General features: G+C 63.8%; 4 protein-coding genes. All 4 read left to right on the top strand.

The features are described 5' to 3' along the window. The coding region (gene recD / locus ABNU97_RS17170) for an exodeoxyribonuclease V subunit alpha (RefSeq protein WP_348767885.1) at positions 1 to 1,676 on the top strand (1,676 nt) is incomplete at its 5' end. 270 nt (positions 1,677 to 1,946) lie between these two features. Then, on the top strand, positions 1,947 to 2,624 hold the full coding sequence (locus ABNU97_RS17165) for a bacteriorhodopsin (RefSeq protein WP_348767884.1): 678 nt from the start codon (positions 1,947 to 1,949) through the stop codon (positions 2,622 to 2,624). Positions 2,625 to 2,778: 154 nt separating this feature from the next. Continuing rightward, positions 2,779 to 3,696, top strand: a complete 918-nt coding sequence (locus tag ABNU97_RS17160; protein ID WP_348767883.1) for a polyprenyl synthetase family protein — start codon at positions 2,779 to 2,781, stop codon at positions 3,694 to 3,696. Beyond that, positions 3,686 to 4,825, top strand: a 1,140-nt coding sequence (crtI, locus tag ABNU97_RS17155; RefSeq protein ID WP_348767882.1) for a phytoene desaturase family protein, incomplete at its 3' end; no start/stop codon positions are given. The genes ABNU97_RS17160 and crtI, both read left to right, overlap by 11 nt.

The raw sequence follows: 4,825 nt of genomic DNA, 5'->3' as shown, positions 1-4,825 counted from the left end.
CCCTGGATCAGATCCCGACGGCGTTGATGAGCGCCGCCAATCAAGCCGGCCTGCGAGAGGCGCTCACCGCCAGCGATCTGGTGACCGTAATCGACGGCGATGCGGGCGACGACACGCCTACCCGCCCGCTCGTGCTGGAAAACGGCCGCCTCTATCTCCAGCGCTATCACGCCTACGAAACCAAGCTTGCCGAACGTCTGAGCACGCTGATGGCTGCCGAGCCGAACCCCGTGAACGTCGACGCGCTCAAACCCGGCAACGGCCTGTTCGCAGCCGACGCCGCCAATCCGAACGCTACCAACTGGCAGGCCGTGGCCGCCTTCGCCGCCCTGCGCCACCACTTCACCGTGATCTCCGGCGGCCCCGGCACGGGCAAGACCTACAGCATCGTTCGCCTGCTGCGCGTGCTCATCGAAGCCGCGCTTCGCGAGGAACAGACACCGCCGCTGATCGCACTGGCCGCGCCTACCGGCAAGGCCGCCGCACGCATGCTCGAATCCGTACGCAACGGCCTTGACGACATGGGCGCGGACGCAACCTTCGACAAACAGCGCGTGGAAGAACACGTACCGCAAACCGCCCGCACGTTGCACCGCCTGCTCGGCCTGACCGGCGCCACCACCCGCGCCCGCTTCAACGCCGACAACCCGCTGCCGTATGACGTGGTCATCGTCGACGAAGCCTCGATGGTGGACCTACCCATGATGACCAAGCTCGCGGACGCGATACGCGATGACGCCCGGCTGATCCTACTCGGCGACCGCTACCAGCTGGCCTCGGTCGAATCCGGCTCCGTGCTCGCGGAAATCTGTGCCAACGCCGGGGTGAACCGCTTCACTGAAGACCAGCAAACCGCCGCCGGCGACCTGCTTGCCCAGCCCATGCAAGCCGCCAACCACGCCCTGGCCGATCACGTCGTCACGCTACAAACCAGCCGCCGCTTCAACGCCGACAGCACCATTGGCCAACTCGCCGCCGCCGTGAACGCGGGCGACGTCGACGCTACACAAGCTCTGCTCAACGCCGGCCACGACGACCTCGCCTATCACGACCGGTCAGATGCCCGCGCCATCAGCCAACTCATGAACGATCTGGCCGACGATTACGCCACGCTTTGCGAGGCCACCGGCCCAACACTCGCCCTGGCCCAACTCGGCCAACAATCCGTGCTCACCGCCGTACGCCAGGGCCCCGCCGGCAGCGAAACCATCAACGCCGGCATCACCGAACGCCTCGCCCGCCGCTTCGACTTCAATCCAATCGAGCCCTGGTACCACGGCCGCCCCGTCATGGTCAGACGAAACGACTACAAAACCGGGCTCTATAACGGCGATGTGGGTATTGCGCTCAGAAACACAGACGGGCAACTCAGGGTCTGGTTCGAGGGCGATAACGGCCTGCGCGCATTCCTGCCCAGCGCACTACCGGCGCACGACAGCGTGTACGCAATGACGATTCACAAGAGCCAGGGCTCGGAGTTCGATGCCGTCACCCTCGTGCTGCCGGATTACGACGTACCGGTGTTGACGCGAGAGCTGTTCTATACCGGGCTGACGCGCACTCGGCAGCGTTTGCTGGTGTTCGCTGAACGATCTGCCTTGCAGCGTGCGTTAAATCGTCGCGTTAACCGCATCTCCGGGATCGCCGCACGCGTAGTGCATAGAGCGCAAAAGTAGAAATCGCCACATCGGCTTGCCCAATTGGCGAACGTACAAAGCATTACCGCAAGAACGCTAGACGGACTTGTGGCCAGGCCCTGCTGCGCCAAATATCCGTACCAAACGTAATTTATCGGCCGCTTCCCGCGATAATTACTATCGCCTCGGTGTTTTTATTTTTCTCTTAAAGTTGTATGGTACATACGCAGACACGAGGGCACCGTTGGGTGAATACCCGAGTTGCCACGTTTTTACTTTCTTAAAGGTACGTTGCAAAGGAGTGCAATTATGTCGGAACTCACCCAACTCACATTTCAAATTGGCTGGATCGCAATGCTGGTTGGCGGCATTGCATTCTTTGCGATGAACCGGAGCGTGCCCGCCTCCGAGCGCCATCACGGCGTGGTCGCGATGGCGATCGTCTTCGTTGCCTTTGCCAACTATTTCGCCATGGCACGGGGCTACGGCGCCGTGGACATCGACGGCGGCCCGGTGTTCTTTGCCCGCTATATCGACTGGGTGATCACCACGCCCTTGTTGCTGATCAGCCTGGCCATGGTCGCCTCGCGTCGCATCGCCGCGCTCGCTGGGCTGGTGGCTGCGCTGGTGTTAGCCGATATCTACATGATTGCCACTGGCCTGGTCGGCGATCTGGTTGGCGGTGCCGATAAATACATCTGGTGGTTCATCAGCATGGTCGCGTTCCTTGCGGTGCTGGGCATCATCTGGGGCCCGCTACGCAAGGTGGCAGAAGATAGCCCTTACGGCGGAGCCTACGACCGCCTCGCCGGCCTGCTGACCGTGCTCTGGGTGGTCTATCCGTTTGTTTGGCTGCTCGGCAGCAGTGGCATGGAAATCTTGAGCGTGGGCACTGAAGGCGTGGCCTATGTGATTCTCGATGTCACGGCCAAGGTCGGCTTCGGCTTCATGGTGATCCGCTCCGTACAACAGGCACAAATTGCCTGAGGCGATCGCGAGTCGATACTAGACTCCACCGGCCTGTGGCCGTCGCCGAAAATCGGCGGCGGCCAAGCCGCAGGATCGCGTATCGACATACCGGCGCCGCGACCAGAGAGTCGCGGCGCTCCCACCGAATTTCCCTACATGTCGCGGGGGCCACATGCCAGTGCAGGCTATTTCAGGGCAAGCCGACGTCGAGGCCGAAATACCGGTCGCAGCCGGCGTAGCTGTCCCATCGGCGAATCCCGCCGAAGCCGGGATCGAAGCCGAGCTCAAGCGTGATCTGGGCACAGGCCGGGCCGCGACCATTGCTGCTGCCCACCTCGACGCCGGTGGGCGGCGTATTCGGGCGCGACTCGCGCTCGACCTAATTTGCGCGACCGGGGTATCGCGGCGTGCGGCGATGGCCGCGGCCTGCAGCGCGGAGTTGCTACACAACGCCAGCCTCGTCCACGACGACATTCAGGACGCCACCTCCCGGCGCCGCGGCCAGCCTACGATCGTCGCGCGCCATGGTCCGGAAGTTGCTCTTTGCGTGGGCGACTTGTTGATTTCAGCCGCCTGGGCTGCGCTGGCACGGCTGCCCGCCGATTGCCTGCCCGCGGCCATGGGCTGTATGCACGCCGCGATCGCGGCGACATGCCATGGACAGATCGACGATCTAACCACAGCCAGGGTCGACGACGAAGCGGCCTATCAACGGATTGCTGCCCGCAAGTCGGGCCCGCTACTGGCCCTGCCGGTTCAGCTGATCGCGATTCTTGTCGGCCGCGGCGATTTGAACAACGTCATTACAACAGTCGCCGACACTCTGGCCCAGGGCTATCAGATCGAGGACGACCTCGCCGATGCCGCGGAGGATCGCCGCGTCGGTCGGCCGAATCTGGTCTGTCTATACGAGGACCGCGGGCTATCGCCCGCCATGGCCCGGCGCCTTGCCGTCGAGTGCGCCCAGGCAGCGCTCGCGCAGGCACGCATTGATGCCGCAGCCCTGCCGAAGGCGCTGGGCAGCAGCCTCGAGGCGCTTGCCGTGGCCATGCAAACCCATAACCGCGCATGGGCTGGCGATGTCGCCTGAGCGAGCACCGGCCCGCGCGCTGGTAGTTGGCGCCGGCTTTGGCGGCATCGCCGCCGCGTTGCGTCTGCGCGCCCGCGGGTATGCGGTCCACGTGGTGGATCGCTGCAACCAGCTGGGTGGCCGCGCCCGGGTGTTCCAGCATCAAGGTTTTCGCCACGATGCCGGGCCGACCGTACTCACGGCGCCCAGCCTGTTCCGCGAGCTGTTCGCGCTACACGGGCGCTGCCTCGACGATGTCGTGAAGCTGGTCACACCCACACCCTGGTATCGCTTTCGCTTCGCCGACGGCGACCACTTCGACTACGGCCCCGATGAGACCGCCACCGAGGCCGAAATCCTGCGTATACATCCGCCGGACCTGGCCGGCTATCGCGCGATGCGGCACTGGTGCGACGCGATCCACGCGGTGGGCTACGAACAGCTCGCCGACCAGCCCTTTCATTCTTTCACGCGCATGCTCGGCCAGGCACCCGCCCTGCTCAAGCTGCGCAGCCATGAAAGCGTTTGGCAGATGGTCTGTCGCTTTCTCGAGCACGACAAGCTTCGCCGCGCTTTTTCGATCACGCCTTTGCTGGTGGGCGGCAATCCGTTTGCCACCACCTCGATTTATGGTCTGATCAACGGCCTGGAGCGGGCCGAGGGCATCTGGTTCGCCATGGGCGGCACCGGGGCGCTGATCCAGGCCCTGGCCGACCTGATGCACGAGGTAGGTATCACGGTAGAACTCGAGGCCCCCGTCGAACGCCTTATCATCGAGAATGGCGCCGCGCGCGGCGCGGTGCTGGCCTCTGGCGCGCAGCGTCGTGCCGATCTGGTCGTCTCCAATATGGACCCGGCACGACTCTACGGACTGCCGGATATGCCGCGCACACTATTTCCTGCGATACGCCGACGTTGGGGCGAATTATCGATGGGCCTGTACGTGCTCTACTTCGGCACCCGGAGACAATATCCCGATGTTGCCCATCACACGGTCTGGTTCGGCGAACGCTATCGCGAGCTGTTGACCGATATCTTCAGACACCAGCATCTGGCCGATGATTTTTCGCTCTATGTACACCGGCCGACCGCCACGGACCCGAGCTTTGCGCCGGCCGGCTGCGACAGCTTCTATGTACTCTGCCCGGTG

The organism is uncultured Salinisphaera sp., assembly GCF_964012375.1.
Classification (GTDB): Bacteria; Pseudomonadota; Gammaproteobacteria; order Nevskiales; family Salinisphaeraceae; genus Salinisphaera.
The sequence above is the reverse complement of the archived record's forward strand: the minus strand, read 5'-3'. Positions and strand labels throughout refer to the sequence as shown.

Bases quoted from the DNA above. Each gene is read 5' to 3' on its own strand.
- ABNU97_RS17165 (WP_348767884.1), top strand. From the start codon at position 1,947: ATGTCGGAACTCACCCAACTCACATTTCAAATTGGCTGGATCGCAATG.
- ABNU97_RS17160 (WP_348767883.1), top strand. From the start codon at position 2,779: ATGCCAGTGCAGGCTATTTCAGGGCAAGCCGACGTCGAGGCCGAAATA.